This window comes from Roseobacter sp. HKCCA0434, assembly GCF_032464675.1.
Lineage (GTDB): Bacteria > Pseudomonadota > Alphaproteobacteria > Rhodobacterales > Rhodobacteraceae > Pontivivens.
In genome coordinates this window covers 220,374-234,181 of sequence record NZ_JAWDKL010000002.1, presented here as the reverse complement: position 1 = coordinate 234,181, position 13,808 = coordinate 220,374, and the positions used below count along the sequence as shown (strand labels likewise).

Sequence of the window (13,808 nt, the reverse complement as noted above, 5' to 3'; positions counted from 1 at the left end):
TCAGCCTCCCATCCGCGCTTCGATGCGCTCGACGGTGGCGCGAGGGACCTCTTCCTCGTCGAGCTCGGCCAGCGTGCGGGTGCGGACCGCATCGGGCATGCGCGGGTTGCCCTCGACGAAGGCACGCAACCGTGCGCGTCGGTCGGGGTCGAGCGCGATCGTATCGGGCAGCGCCGCAGTGGCCGCGACCTCCGCCGCGGTGCGCAGCGGCTCAACCGCTACGCCCGGGCCGAGCTGGGGCCGCGCCTCGGCAACGTAGCGCGCGCCGTCGGAGGGGCCCCGTAGGATCACCTCGTCGCGCTGGCGGCGCAGCACCTCGACGGCGATCGCCTCGAGCCGTCCGGTCCCGTCGAGCAGCAGCAACGTATCATCGGTCGTCACGGCGGCGGCGGGCACGGTTGCGACATCGTCGAGCGGCGGCTCGGCGATCGAGACCGTGACGAAATCGCCGGGGCGCAGCACCGCCGCACCCTCGCCGGTCAGGCGAGCGAAGACCCGGCGCCCCGTCTCGCCCTCCCGCACCTGCGCGTCCGAGCGCACGAGTTGCCCATCGAGCCGCATCCCCTCCGCGTCGAGACCGATCTGCACATCGAGCGGACGCAGGCGGCCCGCATCGTCCAGCATCCGCGCGAACTGGGCCGTGGTCACCTGAAAGGCAACTTCCAGCGCAGTCGGGTCGATCAGCAGGCCAAGCTGCTCGTTCATCTGGACACGGCGGCCCGGTACCGCTGTGACATCCGCAAGAAGCCCGGCAAATGGCGCACGAAAGCGGGTGTCGTCGAGGCGCCGTTCGGCCTCCGCGAGGTCGATCCGCGCTCGCGATAGCGTGGTGTCGGCCCGATTGATCGCGGCGTCCTGGGTCAGCACCGCCTGCCTGCGCGACAGTACGGTCTGCTCCGCCTGGCTGGCGGCGAGTTCCGCGGCTTCGGTCGTGGCGGAGGTACCGACGCCCCGCGCCTCCAGATCGCGCTGACGCGCGAGGGCGGCATCGCGCAGTTCGCGCTGGCTGATCGCGGCGCCGAGCTCGTCCTCGGCCAGATCACGCGCGGCGCGGGCCTCGCGCAGGGCTGCCTCGGCCTCCTGCACGACGGCGGCGGCGCGGTCGCGCACGGCACGGGCATCGGCAGGATCGATCTCGAACAGCAGCGCACCTTCCGAGATCTCCGCCCCGTTGCGGAAATCAGCCGCGAGATCGACCAGAACACCACTGGCCGGGGCACGCAGTTCCAGCGTCCTCACGCTTTCCACCGTGCCGTAGCTGGTGATGCGCGGCTCGGCCCTGCCCAGGGTGATCGTCTCCACCGGGACGGTATAGGTCCGCTCCTGCCCGCCCCGTCCGCGCGGCGGACCTCCACCCTCATCCGCCATGCGCGACTGCGCGATCGTGATCACGCCATAGCCGATCAGGCCGAGCGAGGCGCACAGCAGGAACAGTCCGATCAAAGCGCGCAGGATGAATCGCATGAATGTCCCGGAGGTTACAAACGTTACCGGAGTCTATACGTAGACCGGGGCCGGAGTCCGTCGCCTCGCGCAGGATTTATTTGCGGCGCATATGCTCGTCGAGCCGCGGCATGATCTCGACGAAATTGCACGGCTTGTGCCTGTAGTCGAGCTGATGCACCAATATCTCGTCCCAGGCATCCCGACAGGCGGAGGGAGAACCGGGCAGCGCGAAGATGTAGGTCCCCTGCGCCACACCGCCGCAGGCGCGCGATTGCACGGCGGATGTGCCGATCTTCTGCACCGAAATCATCGTGAACAGGGTCGAAAAGGCATCGATCTCCTTCTCGTAGAGATCGCGATGCGCCTCGACCGTCAAGTCCCGGCCGGTGAGCCCGGTGCCGCCGGTGGACAGGATCACGTCGATCTTGGGATCGGCCGCCCAGTCGTGCAGGGCGGCCGTGATCGCCGAGCGGTCGTCCTTTACGATCATCCGAGCGGCGATCAAATGGCCCGCGCGCTCGATCCGGTCGGCCAACGTGTCGCCCGAGCGGTCGTCACCCTCTGTCCGCGTATCGGACACGGTCATGACCGCGATCCTCAGGGGTATGAATTCGCGTTCGCTCATTCCGTGGCCTCCAGCTTCGCCTTGAGGTCGAGCAGGTCGGCCCAGGCGGGCCGCTTGTTGAGCCCGTTGCGCAGCAGCGCCGCGGGATGGAACGACGCGATCGCGGGTACGCCCGCGACCTCGTGCCAGGTACCGCGCATCGCGGTGATGCCCCGCTCAGTCTCGAACAACGTCTTCATCGCGGAGTTGCCCAGTAGTAACAAGGCACGCGGCGCGGCCAGCTCGATATGGCGCAGGAGAAAGGGTTTCATCATCGCCATCTCGTCCTTGCTGGGGTCGCGATTGGCAGGTGGGCGCCAGGGCAGCACGTTGGTGATGTAGACCCCCTGCCCCGCCGTATCCGCCGTCCGGTCGCGTCCGATCGCGGCCAGCATCCGGTCGAGAAGCTGCCCCGAACGGCCGACGAAGGGGCGGCCCTCGCGATCCTCCTCGCGCCCCGGAGCCTCCCCCACGATCATCAGATCGGCCGCCGCGAAACCGTCGCTGAAGACGAAATTCCGGGCGCCGTGTCGCAGATCGCAGCCCTCGAACCCCTCCATCGCCGCGCGCAAATCGGCGAGGGTGGTCGCGGCGGACGCGAGGACGGTCGCCTGGGTGGCCGCGTCCGGGGCGCCGCTATCGGGTTTCGCAGGCTTCGTGACGGAGGGGGCGGCCACCGCCTCCGCCGTCTCGACGGGTTCGGGCGGCGCAAACCGGTCGACCGGCGCATCGCCGATCGCCTCGTCCGCGCCGAGATCGACCTGCCAGGCGAGCGCGGCGAGCAGGGCTTCTGGATCCGTGTGAATCATCCGGGCAATCTAGGGGCGCGGCCCGTCCCTAGTCCACCATCGTTCCACGGTCCGCGCAGCGGGAGAGCCACGCCTGCGTCGCCGCATGATCCTCGGGCACCCGCTTCTTGATCAACCGCATGAACCCCAATGTCGCAAAGGCCGTGATGTCGGCCAGTGTGAACCGGTCCGAGGCCAGCCAGTCCCGACCGCTCAACGCCTCCTCCAGCCAGACGAGTGCCGCGTCGACCCGAGGCCCGTTCGCCGCGGCCCATTCCGGGCACTGTTCGCCATGTTCGAGCACTCCCATCGCCGGGATGCCGTGGCGGGCCACGAAGGCGACCGGCATCATCAGCTGGAACTCCATCCGACGGCTCCACATCTCGATGCGGGCGGCTTCGAGCGCATCCTCGCCCAGCAGGTTCGGCGTGGGATGGATCGATTCGAGATACCGACAGATCGTGACCGTCTCGGTCAGAACCGTGCCGTCGGACAGTTCGAGCGCCGGGACATTGTGCGAGCCGACGCGCTCACGGTAGTCGCGAAACTGCTCGCCGGCCATGATGTCGACCGGCGTGGTCGGCAGTTCGATCCCCTTCTCTGCGAGGAAGATTCGTACGCGACGCGGGTTGGGCGCGCGCGGCGTGTCGTAAAGCATGACGGGTTCTGGCAGCATGTGTCCTCCTGTAACGGCATCCGACATCCTTGCTGGCTACAGCGCAAAGAAAAAGGGCCACCCCGGCGGGGCGGCCCTCAATTTCGCTACGTAAGCCGGGGATTATTCAGCTTCGTATTCCGGCATCTCTTCCAGCGTGGCCTCGGACGCATCGACATAGACGCGCAGTTCGCCATCGGCACCGGCCATCACGCTCAGCTCATCGAGCGGGATCAGGACAGGCTTCTCGCCCAGGCCGAGGAACCCGCCGACTTCGATCACGGCACCTTCTTCGAGCACTTCACCGATCTCGCCGACATTCTCGTTGTCTGCGGTGGTATAGACCGACGTTCCGATCATGCGCTCATTTTCGACGGTCGCGATGTCGACTTCGGTGAAGCCTTCCATCTCGGTATCCATCGCTTCGTTGGCCTCTGCCATTTCTTCACCGGCATCGTCCGCCATCGCGTCGGCATCGGCTGCGAGCTCTTCGCCTTCGGCTTCGATCTCTTCACCGGCTTCGACGATCTCGGTCTCGACCTCGTTCATCTCGGTCTCGACTTCGGCTTCGGCGTCGGCCATCTCGGTCTCGACCTCGGCGTCGGTCTCGGTCTCGACGATTTCCACCTCGGCTTCGGCCTCGGTTTCGGCGTCAGCCGTCATCTCGGTCTCGCCATCCGTCATCATCTCGGAGTCGCTGTCCGCGGTCTCCATCGTGGTCATGCCGTCGCCGGTCGTCATGCCGTCGCCGTCCATGTCGCCTTCGGCTTCCACGGCTGCGATCGCATCTTCCTCGGCGCGCATTTCCTCGGCAGCGGCCAGTTCCGTCGCGGTCATGAACTCGGGCGCGGCTTCAAGAGCTTCGGCGGTCGTGTTCACCACGATGAAGTAGTCGTCGGACTCTTCACCATCGGACACGAATTGCAGGTCGTCCATCGAGACGGCGACGTCCTTCTCGCCCATGCCGAGGAAGCCACCGACACCCAGGATGATGCCTTCGATGGAACCGTCACGGGCGACGATCACGTCGTTGATCTCGCCGATGTCGTCCCACTCGGCTTCCATGCCGGCGGAATAGGCGATGTCCTCACCTTCGGTGGCGTACACGCGTGCGCCCAGAAGGTTCGAGGCCATCAGGGCCTCTGCATCGGCGGTTTCCATATAGGAAATGTTCGCGTCCTGCGCGTAGGCGGTGGTCGCCATCGCTGCAGCCACGGCAGTGCTGATCATAAACTTCTTCATTGAATTAACCCCAATCGGTTGTTCACAAACTCTTCGGAGCCGTTTTCGGGCTCTCGGTTGGTAAACGCCGACGGGTTCGAAAAAGTTCACTGAGGTTAAAGCACGGCCGACGAAATAGTCGCCGGCCGTGTCTTGAAAGGGTCAGCCCTTGGCCGCCTCGATCGTATCCTCGAAGGTGCGCAGCCCGGTCTGCGGCGCAGAGACAAGGACGGACATGTTGCCCGGCTTGTGCTCGTTGCGCAGCATCTTGGTGTGCGCGGCCGGAAGGTCCTTCCACTCGAACACCTCGGACATACACGGATCGAGCCGCCGCTCCAGCATCAGCTTGTTGGCCGCCGAGGCCTGCTTGAGGTTGGCGAAGTGGCTGCCCTGCAGACGCTTCTGGTGCATCCACATGTAGCGCACGTCGAAGGTGGTGTTGAAGCCGGAGGTGCCCGCGCAGATCACGACCATGCCACCGCGCTTCACCACCAGGTTCGAGACGGGGAAGGTCGCCTCGCCCGGATGTTCGAACACGATGTCGACGTTGTTGCCCTTGCCGGTGAACTCCCAGATCGCCTTGCCGAAGCGGCGGGCCTCCTTGAACCACGCCGCATATTCGGGAGTGTTCACGGTGGGAAGCTGGCCCCAGCAATCGAAATCCTTGCGGTTGATGACGCCCTTCGCGCCGAGACCCATGACGAAATCGCGCTTCGATTCGTCCGAGATCACGCCGATCGCATTGGCACCGGCCGCGTTGATCAGCTGGATCGCGTAAGACCCGAGGCCGCCCGACGCGCCCCAGACCAGCACGTTCTGGCCGGGCTTCAGCTCATGCGGGTGGTGGCCGAACAGCATCCGGTAGGCGGTGGCCAGCGTCAGCGTGTAGCAGGCGGCCTCCTCCCAGGTCAGGTGCTGCGGACGCTCCATCAGCTGTTGCGCCTGGACGTTCGTGAATTGCGCGAAGGAGCCGTCGGGCGTCTCGTAGCCCCAGATGCGCTGGCTGGGCGACATCATCGGGTCGCCGCCATTGCACTCTTCGTCGTCGCCATCGTCCTGGTTGCAATGGATAACGACCTCGTCGCCGACCTTCCAGCGCTTCACCTTGTCACCGACGGCCCAGATGATGCCGGACGCGTCGGAGCCCGCGATGTGGTAGTCGGCACCATGCCCGTCGAAGGGCGAGATCGGCTCGCCCTTTCCGGCCCAGACGCCGTTGTAGTTCACGCCCGCCGCCATGACGAAGACCAGCACCTCGTGGCTGTCGAGCTTGGGCACGTCCACGACCTCGACCTCGAAGGCCTTGTCCGGTTCGCCATGCCGCTCACGGCGGATGGTCCAGGCGTACATCTGCTCGGGCACGTGGCCCAAGGGCGGGATCTCGCCCACTTCGTAGAGGGCTTTCTTCTCACCGGCCTGCGGGCCGGTCTCGAGCGGGGCGTCCAGCGGTGCCATTGTCATTTCCTCATACTGATGTCGCAACAATCTTGCGCAATAAAAGTTCAATGCGTGATGCATTGATGCAATCGAATTGCGCAGGAAGCAAGCCGTTTCTGTGTGCAGTGCAGCAGGAATGTCGTGAGGTCAGGCAGGTAGAAGGTGCGCTATCGACCGGGCGTAGTAGCGCAAAAGCGCGTCTTCTCCCGAATCGGCCGTGTAGAGTTCGCCCTCGCAGCGCAAGATGCGGCGACGCACCAGCCCACGCAGCCCGACTTCGACAGCATAGTCGAAATCGCCGCGCGGAATGTGCATATGTGCTCCGCTTTCCAGCAGCTTGTCGCGCAGGGCGGCCGCACGCCGCTGGATCGTCGCCCGCGCCATCGGCGCGCCATCCTCCAGCATCACCTGCGCCACCAGTGGCACCGGCAGGATAGGCACAACCGCGCCCACGGCTCCGATCAGCTCCCTCCCCAGCGCTTCGGGATCCGAGGCGCCCTCGGCCAACGCGTGCTTCAGTGAGATCGGCGCCCCGAAGCTGACACTCGCATAGCCGAACTTCGTCCACTTGCCGCGCAGCCGCAGCCACAAATGCCGCAGGAAGAACCACAGCGCCGTGGAAATCTTTGCGCGGAACCGTGGTCGGCCCTTCTCGTCCACCTCGGCGCCCACGAGGATCCGGTCCTCCAGCACGCGATCATAGTTCAAACCCACGGGGACGAAGATCACGTCGCGCGCGCCATCCGGATCGAAGCTGTGCAGGATGTAGCTCAGCAACCCCAGCTTGGGCGGTCGCAGCCCCCCGTCCCGGCTCAACCCGCCTTCCGGGAACACGGCCTGCGTGACCCCCCCTTCGGTCGCCATCTGCACGTATCGCGCCAAGACCCGACGGTAGAGGGGGTTCTCGGACTTGCGGCGGATGAAGAACGCGCCCATTGCCTTGGCCAGTTGTTCCAACGGCCAGACCCGCGCCCATTCGCCCGCTGCGTAGCTCAGCGACGTTCGCTCGCTCGCCAGATAGGTGACCAGCAGGTAATCCATATTGGACCGATGGTTCATCACGAAAATCACCGTCGCGTCCGCGTCGATTCGCGAAAGCTCGGCCTCCTCGCTCTCGCCCAGGCGGACGCGGTAAAGGGCCTGCGCGATCCAGCGGCTCAGCTTGACGCCGAACAGGAAATAGGTGGCGGCGGAAAAGCTCGGCACGATTTCCCGCGCATAGCGCGCTGCCTCCTCCGCCGCGACCTCGCGCGGGATGCCCCGCTCCTGCGCCGCGCTCTCGACCGCCTCCATGACTTCCGGGTCATAGGTCAGACGGTCCACCAGAACCTGGCGCTTTGTCAGGCTGAACGGCTTGATCGGGCGTTGCAGGCGTTCGCTCGCGCGCTTCAGCGCCGTGTTGAACCATTTGCGAAAGAACCAGCGGACCGACGGCACCAGCACCCGGTTCAACACCGCGACGGCGAGGGCGAGTCCCCCCAGCACCACGAGCCATACCGGAAGTTCGATCGTCTGCAACATCCGCTCAACTTGACCCGCCCGGCGCACGGGGTAAAGCGCCGTAGCTTTCCGCTGCGGAAATTTCAGCCTGCACGAAAATTCCCCTGCGCATTTGGATTGCGCAACAATGTATCACGTCGTATCTACGGGTGCAGTGCAGCAAACGAGGCCAACCATGACCGACGCCCCGCGTAAAGACCGCCCCTGGCTGTTCCGCACCTATGCGGGGCACTCCACGGCGACCGCATCGAATGCTCTTTACCGCTCGAACCTGGAAAAGGGGCAGACGGGTCTATCGGTCGCCTTCGACTTGCCGACACAGACGGGGTATGACAGCGATCACGTGCTTGCGCGCGGCGAGGTCGGCAAGGTCGGCGTGCCGATCAGCCATCTGGGCGACATGCGCACGTTGTTCGACCAGATCCCGCTCGACCAGATGAACACCTCGATGACGATCAACGCGACGGCGGCCTGGCTGCTGGCGCTCTACATCACCGTGGCCGAGGAGCAGGGCGTCGAGGTCTCGACCCTGAAGGGCACGGTGCAGAACGATATCATCAAGGAATACCTGTCGCGCGGTACCTACGTTTTCCCGCCCGAACCAAGCCTGCGGTTGATCGGCGACATCGCGGAATACTGCTATTCCAACGTGCCCAAGTGGAACCCGATGAACGTGTGTTCCTACCACCTGCAGGAAGCCGGCGCGACGCCCGAGCAGGAGCTGGCCTTCGCGCTCGCCACCGCCACCGCGGTGCTGGACGAGGTGCGCCCGCGCGTGGCCGAGGCGGATTTCCCCGGACTGGTCGCGCGCATCTCCTTCTTCGTCAACGCGGGCATTCGCTTCGTGACCGAGATGTGCAAGATGCGCGCCTTCGTCGACCTGTGGGACGAGATCTGCCGCGAACGCTACGGCGTCGACGATCCCAAGCTGCGGCGCTTCCGTTATGGCGTGCAGGTCAACTCCCTCGGCCTGACCGAGCAGCAGCCGGAGAACAACGTCTACCGCATCCTGATCGAGATGCTGGCCGTGACGCTCTCCAAGAACGCTCGCGCCCGCGCCGTGCAGCTGCCCGCCTGGAACGAGGCGCTCGGCCTGCCACGTCCGTGGGACCAGCAATGGTCGCTGAGGATGCAGCAGATCCTCGCCTTCGAGACGGACCTTCTGGAATATGACGACCTCTTCGACGGCAACCCCGTGGTGGATGCCAAGGTCGAGGAGCTGAAGTCCGGCGCGCGGCAGGAACTGGCACGCATCGACAAGATGGGCGGGGCGGTCGCCTCCATCGACTACATGAAATCGCGGCTGGTCGAATCGAACTCCGTCCGGCTGGGCCGCATCGAGGGGGGCGAGACAAAGGTGATCGGCGTCAATGCCTTCACCGGCGGCGAGCCCTCGCCGCTGGTGGATGAGCAGGGCGGCATCATGACCGTCGATCCCGCAGTCGAGGCCGATCAGATCGCGCGGCTGGAACAGTGGCGCGCGGCTCGCGACGACCTCGCCGTGCGGCGCGCGCTCACCGACCTGCGCGAGGCCGCGCGCGAAGGCCGCAACATCATGCCCGCGTCGATCGCCTGCGCGAAGGCCGGGGTGACGACCGGCGAGTGGGGCACGGCCATCCGTGCCGAGTTCGGCGAGTATCGCGCGCCGACGGGTGTCTCGAAATCGGTCAGCAATGCCGCGACCGGACTGGACCCGCTGCGCGAAGCCGTGGGTCGGGCCGCCGCCCGTTTGGGTCGCCCGCTGACCTTCCTCGTCGGCAAGCCCGGTCTCGACGGCCACTCCAACGGCGCGGAACAGATCGCCTGCCGTGCCCGCGACGGCGGCATGGACGTGATCTACGAGGGCATCCGCCTGACGCCCGAGCAGATCGTGGACTCTGCCCGCGACGGGCGCGCGCATGTGATCGGGCTGTCGATCCTTTCCGGCTCCCATCTGCCGCTGGTCGAGGACGTGATGACCCGGCTCAGGGACGCCGATCTCGACGTTCCGGTCATCGTCGGCGGCATCATCCCGGAGGAGGATGCAACCCGCCTGCGCGCCCAGGGCGTCGCCCGCGTCTACACGCCCAAGGATTTCGAACTGAACCGCATCATGTTCGATATCGTCGAACTGGTCGATCCCGGCGAGGGCATCGCCGCAGAGTAACGCTGGACGGCGCGTCCGCGCCGCCTAGCTGTCCCTCCCGAAACAGGAGGACTTCACATGGCGACCATCGACCCCAAGGACATCAAGCGCGAGGATCTGGACGGCCGCGGCCGGTACACCTGGGATCTCGACGGGGTGGAGGCGGAACTCGCCTACACCATCACCTCGCCCAAGCTGCGCATCGCGGATCATACGGTCGTGCCCGATCCGCTTCGTGGTTCCGGCGTTGGCCACGCGATGGTGGAGCGCTTCGTCGCGGATGCGAAGGAAGAAGGCTTCAAGATCCTGCCGCTCTGCCCCTTCGTGAACGCCGAGCGCGCCAAGCATCCCGATTGGGCGGATTATTTCGAGACCAACTGACCTCGAGCCGGGCGCGCGTCACGACGCGCGTCCACCCCGCGCGGCCCATTGCGCCGCCGCCGCACCGGCCCACCGTCCCGTCGCCATGCTCGCCGTCAGGAGGTAGCCGCCGGTCGGAGCTTCCCAATCGAGCATTTCCCCGGCCGCGAACAGTCCCGGACAGGCGCGCAGCATCAGCTGTTCGTCCAGGGCCTCGGCACGGATGCCACCGGCGACCGAGATCGCCTCATCGAGCGGCCGCGGCCCCTGCAGAGCGAGCGGACAGCTCTTTATCCGCGCAGCGAGCGCGGACGCGCCGTCAGGTAGCGGTCCCGCCTCGCGCAGCAGGGCGGCCTTCACGCCCGTGATGCCCGCCGCCTTGCGCAGATGGTTCGAGATCGATGCCTTGCCGCGCGGTCGTGCGAGGGCATCGGCAAGGGCCTCCACGCTCCGTTTCGGTGCAAGGTCGAGATGCACCCGCTCCTCGCCCCGATCGCGGAGGCAGGCGGATGCGGCATAGATCAGGCTGCCCTCGACCCCGTGGCGCGATATGACGAACTCTCCGTGCCAAAGACGTTCACCGACAATCAGCCCGACGTCCTTAACCGGTGCGCCGAACCATCTGGCCATCGGATCCGACCAGTCGCAGTCGAAGCCCATATTCGCGGGCGCGAAGGGCGCGATCTCGGCCCCCAGGGAACCGACCGGCTCGGTCCATCGCCCATCCGACCCCAGCCGCGCCCAGGATGCACCGCCGCAGGCGAGGACCACCGCGCGCGCCGCGAGGCGCACCGTGTCCTCCGGCGTTTCGAAAACCTGCTCGCCCGCCTCCGAACCCAACCAGCGCCAGCGCGTGCGGATCTCGACGTCCTGCGCCTCGAGCCGGGCGAGCCAAGCCCGCAGCAGCGGGGAGCCCTTCATCGACGTCGGAAACACCCGGCCGCTCGAACCGGTGAAGACGGGTTGGCCCAGCCCCCCCGCCCAGTTCTGCGCCGCCTCGGCATCGAAGGCGCGCAGCATCGGCGCCAGCCAGTCCGCCCCGCAAGCGTCGATCAGCCGCCCGACCGCTTCGGCCTTGGTCAGGTTCAGGCCCGACTTGCCCGCCATCAGGAACTTGCGCCCCACGCTCGGCTTCTGCTCGGCAACGAGAACCGACGCCCCGGCGGCGGAAGCGACCTCGGCCGCGGCCAGCCCGGCCGGACCGCCGCCGATGACCAGAACGTCGACCATTCAGAATCGGCGGGTCAGCGTCAGTTCCGCCCCCAGCGCGTCGAAGGACGTGATCGGCAGGTTCGAGTCGAAATTCGTGTAGGTCAGACCGACTCGCGGTGTGACCCCGCGGAAGGTGATGCGGTTCGACAAGCCGCTGATGCGCGCGCGGAAGATCTCGTCCTGCCGCTCGGTCCCGATCACCCCGTTGACCCCGCGATAATGCCGCTCGCTGTACTCCAGATCCGCATTGAGCAAAACGCCGTTCGAGAAGGACCGATACGCACCGAGCCGCACCCCCAATGCATCGTAGCTGGTGGCGGAGGTCTCGGAGTCGAGCAGCTCTCCGAACAGCCCCACGCTGATCCCCTGTCGAGAGTCCAATGCCCGCCGATACGTCACTTCCGCCTGTTGGCTGACCTGGTCGAAGGCGTTCTCGAATTCGCGGTCGATATAGCTGTACTCGGTTTCGATCCTTTGCCCGTCACCGAAGGAGCGGTTGGCCGCGAGGCGCAGCCCCAGACCGTTGTCGTTCTCGTCCTCCGCGACCCAGCGCCTGTCCCGGACCAGTTCGACGGTCGCGCGGCGCGTGACAGGCCCGAAATGGATCCCGGCGCGCACGGTGGCGATCTGGTTATCGAAATCACCGCCGGAGAACTCGTTGACCTGCGCGGCACCCGCGAAATAGAGCTGTCGCTGCTCGGCCAGCGGCACCGTGTAGACCGCCGTTCCACCGAAGGAGAGGCCGACGCCCGACTCCTCCTTGTTCGTGACCCGGAAGGGCAGGCCGTTCAGGATGATCGTGTCCGTGCTTGATCCGTTGGTGACGTTGGTCGACGGCGCGATGGTCAGAAAGCTGGAAAAGCTCAGCCTATCATCCGGTGACACCGCGTCGATCACGCGCTCGAACTGCTCCCGCTCGCCCGCCGTCTCGGAATTGTCGGCGAGGATGGTCAGGTGAAATTCCGCTCCCTCCCGCTGACCCGTCGCTATCAGGAGCTGCGCCAGTTCCAGCCGCACCAGCCGGAACTCGGGCCGCTCGTCGAGGATCTGCCGCAGCAGCGCCGCAGCGTCCTCGGTCCGGCCTTCGATCCGCCACAGGATCGCCTGAAGATAGGCCGCCTGATAGCCGTAGTCGCCCTCGTCGAAGACCGAGTTCGCCAGCAGGAACTGCGCCTCCTCGAACTGTCCGCTTTCGATCAGACCACGGATCACCCCGATCTGCTGGCGCTGGCTGAGGTCGAGATAGGGCACCGTCTCCGCTTCCTGAGCGAAGGCGGGCAGAGGTGCGAGAATCAGAAGGAGCCGCAACGCGGCTCCTCCGATCAGTCGTGTCAGACGCGTCGATATCACTGACGTTCGCCACCGTAGGTGACGGAATAAATGTAGTCCCGCGACGCGGTGCCGGTCCCGTCGTCGATATTCATGGCACCCTCGATGATTACGACCGATGCCAGTTCGTCCGCGGCGTCCCCGAAGAAACCACCGATCATCTGCGATCCGATCCGCGTGCCGACCTCGGCATCGGCTGCATTGACGAAGCGCGCATCGGTGCCGGTGAAGGTGTTGCCAGTGATCGCGCCGGTCGCGATCAGTCCGTCCACATCGGGATTGAGGACGATCTCGGCAGTGCCTGCAGCGTTCTGGCCGAGAAGCTGCAATCCGTTCAGGTCGATATTGACGGTCGATGCCGCGAAATCCGCGTCGATTTCGATAGCCGCGCCGCGGTTTGCGGGATCCGTGAGACCCATGATGCGCAGGCCCGAGCTGCTGTTGTAGCGGGTGACCCCGTTCTCGACGAACGCACGATAGGTGGCGGTGCCGGTCGTCGGCATGTTCTGGGTGTAGTTGCCGGCGAAACCGACGCCGAACACGCCTTCGTTGGTCCCGGAGTCGAAGCTTTCGACCCGCAGCGTCGTCACATCGGACAGGACGATCTGGTCCGAACCGATGGGCGCGGGGTTGAACACGCCGACGGCCTGAAGCTGGGTCTGCGCGCTGGTCGAGCTTTCGGGGTCGCCGAAGTTGCCGTTCTCGAAGTAGACGCTGCCAGCCTGGTCCGTAAGGTCGGTAAACTCGGCAGGCGTCCCACCGACGCCGGCCAGCTGGCCGGTGAAATCGACGTCGATGAAACCGTAGGCACGCGACGCCGAGCCGAAGGAGTCGGGCGTCCGGGCGGGATCCTCATCCACGCTCGCGGTGAATTCGATTGGGGAAGCGACGGAAGTACGCTGGCTCGCCTGAACCTCGGTGGCAGAGGTGTTGTAGAGGGTCTCCCCTCCCGCGCCCGACTGGGTGGTCTGCTGCGCGCCCAGCTGAACGGCTATCAATTGGCCATCCACGGGCGCAATCGGCAGCGTGCCGTTGGCGACGGTCGGCCCACCGCCCCCGCCTCCGCAGGCCGTGAGGACGAAGGGAAGGCAGGCAAGTGGGTAGAGAACAATCTTCATCGTGGTGCTCCAT

General features: G+C 66.0%; 12 protein-coding genes. 2 read left to right on the top strand and 10 right to left on the bottom strand.

All coding sequences use genetic code 11. The annotated features are described in order from the left end of the window. The 7 genes from RX333_RS03020 to RX333_RS02990 form a co-directional block, all read right to left on the bottom strand. Positions 1 to 1,464, bottom strand: a complete 1,464-nt coding sequence (locus RX333_RS03020; RefSeq protein WP_316013436.1) for an efflux RND transporter periplasmic adaptor subunit — start codon at positions 1,462 to 1,464, stop codon at positions 1 to 3. 76 nt (positions 1,465 to 1,540) lie between these two features. After that, positions 1,541 to 2,071: a molybdenum cofactor biosynthesis protein B gene (gene moaB, locus RX333_RS03015; protein WP_316013435.1), complete on the bottom strand. Its 531-nt coding sequence runs from the start codon at positions 2,069 to 2,071 to the stop codon at positions 1,541 to 1,543. Further along, positions 2,068 to 2,859 (bottom strand): uracil-DNA glycosylase, encoded by a 792-nt coding sequence (locus RX333_RS03010; protein ID WP_316013434.1) that lies wholly within the window; start codon positions 2,857 to 2,859, stop codon positions 2,068 to 2,070. The genes moaB and RX333_RS03010 overlap by 4 nt, the downstream gene beginning before the upstream one ends. A gap of 28 nt (positions 2,860 to 2,887) precedes the next feature. Further along, positions 2,888 to 3,514, bottom strand: coding sequence for a glutathione S-transferase family protein (locus RX333_RS03005; protein ID WP_316013433.1), 627 nt, complete (start codon positions 3,512 to 3,514; stop codon positions 2,888 to 2,890). 102 nt (positions 3,515 to 3,616) lie between these two features. Further along, entirely contained in the window at positions 3,617 to 4,825 is a 1,209-nt protein-coding gene (locus tag RX333_RS03000) for a PRC-barrel domain-containing protein (RefSeq protein WP_316013432.1), read from the bottom strand. 51 nt (positions 4,826 to 4,876) lie between these two features. Next, positions 4,877 to 6,169: a crotonyl-CoA carboxylase/reductase gene (gene ccrA, locus RX333_RS02995; RefSeq protein WP_316013431.1), complete on the bottom strand. Its 1,293-nt coding sequence runs from the start codon at positions 6,167 to 6,169 to the stop codon at positions 4,877 to 4,879. 129 nt (positions 6,170 to 6,298) lie between these two features. After that, complete coding sequence (locus RX333_RS02990) at positions 6,299 to 7,672, bottom strand: 1-acyl-sn-glycerol-3-phosphate acyltransferase (RefSeq protein ID WP_316013430.1); 1,374 nt, start codon at positions 7,670 to 7,672, stop codon at positions 6,299 to 6,301. A 154-nt stretch (positions 7,673 to 7,826) separates the two neighbouring features. On the opposite strand from RX333_RS02990, the gene RX333_RS02985 reads away from it, so the two are divergent. Together RX333_RS02985 and RX333_RS02980 are read left to right on the top strand one after the other, a co-directional pair. Further along, the gene (locus tag RX333_RS02985) at positions 7,827 to 9,797 is read left to right on the top strand and encodes a protein meaA (protein ID WP_316013429.1); all 1,971 of its coding nucleotides are present in this window, start codon (positions 7,827 to 7,829) and stop codon (positions 9,795 to 9,797) included. A gap of 57 nt (positions 9,798 to 9,854) precedes the next feature. Then, complete coding sequence (locus RX333_RS02980) at positions 9,855 to 10,157, top strand: GNAT family N-acetyltransferase (protein WP_316013428.1); 303 nt, start codon at positions 9,855 to 9,857, stop codon at positions 10,155 to 10,157. An 18-nt stretch (positions 10,158 to 10,175) separates the two neighbouring features. Here the strand turns inward: RX333_RS02980 and RX333_RS02975 are convergent, their stop codons facing one another. Genes RX333_RS02975 through RX333_RS02965 form a run of 3 tightly spaced genes read right to left on the bottom strand, consistent with a single transcriptional unit; the run spans position 10,176 to position 13,795 of the window. Further along, complete coding sequence (locus RX333_RS02975; protein ID WP_316013427.1) at positions 10,176 to 11,366, bottom strand: TIGR03862 family flavoprotein; 1,191 nt, start codon at positions 11,364 to 11,366, stop codon at positions 10,176 to 10,178. After that, the gene (locus RX333_RS02970) at positions 11,367 to 12,656 is read right to left on the bottom strand and encodes a porin family protein (RefSeq protein ID WP_316013426.1); all 1,290 of its coding nucleotides are present in this window, start codon (positions 12,654 to 12,656) and stop codon (positions 11,367 to 11,369) included. Between the two features lie 38 nt (positions 12,657 to 12,694). Continuing rightward, positions 12,695 to 13,795, bottom strand: a complete 1,101-nt coding sequence (locus RX333_RS02965) for a transferrin-binding protein-like solute binding protein (protein ID WP_316013425.1) — start codon at positions 13,793 to 13,795, stop codon at positions 12,695 to 12,697. Positions 13,796 to 13,808: the final 13 nt, after the last annotated feature.